Origin of the sequence: Oceanospirillum sediminis (assembly GCF_014164585.1) — a bacterium.
GTDB lineage: Bacteria > Pseudomonadota > Gammaproteobacteria > Pseudomonadales > Halomonadaceae > Oceanospirillum > Oceanospirillum sediminis.
This window is the reverse complement of record NZ_JACJFM010000337.1, coordinates 1-313: the sequence shown is the minus strand read 5'-3', so window position 1 is coordinate 313 and position 313 is coordinate 1. Positions and strand designations below refer to the sequence as shown.

At 50.8% G+C, this 313-nt stretch carries 1 protein-coding gene; it reads left to right on the top strand.

The window, feature by feature from the left end; translation table 11 throughout:
* Positions 1-198: hypothetical protein (locus H4O21_RS25660; protein WP_220495917.1), on the top strand; the 198-nt coding region annotated here is incomplete at its 5' end.
* Positions 199-313: the final 115 nt, after the last annotated feature.

The window sequence follows — 313 nt, the reverse complement described above, 5'->3', positions numbered from 1 at the left end:
CCCATGCAGCAGCAACTGAACAGCATGGTTGAGCAGGCTAAAACCACTCAGATGTCTGGCTTGGCCGGATTGGAAAATAGCAACGGCTTTAAAAAGAAAGGCCGCCGGTCATCTGGCTATAGCCGCTCAGGTTCTGGTGCAGGCAAATCACCCGGCTCAAAAAGCCGACAAAAAACCGGGAGCAACAGAAACGCCTGAATCGGAGCAACCGTTGAAATATGACAGAATCCGCGGATCAGAGTAACTCTGATGCCCGGATTATGCTCTGTTCCTGCACCTCAATATCTCTCAGGCTTTGTGCCACATAACGAAC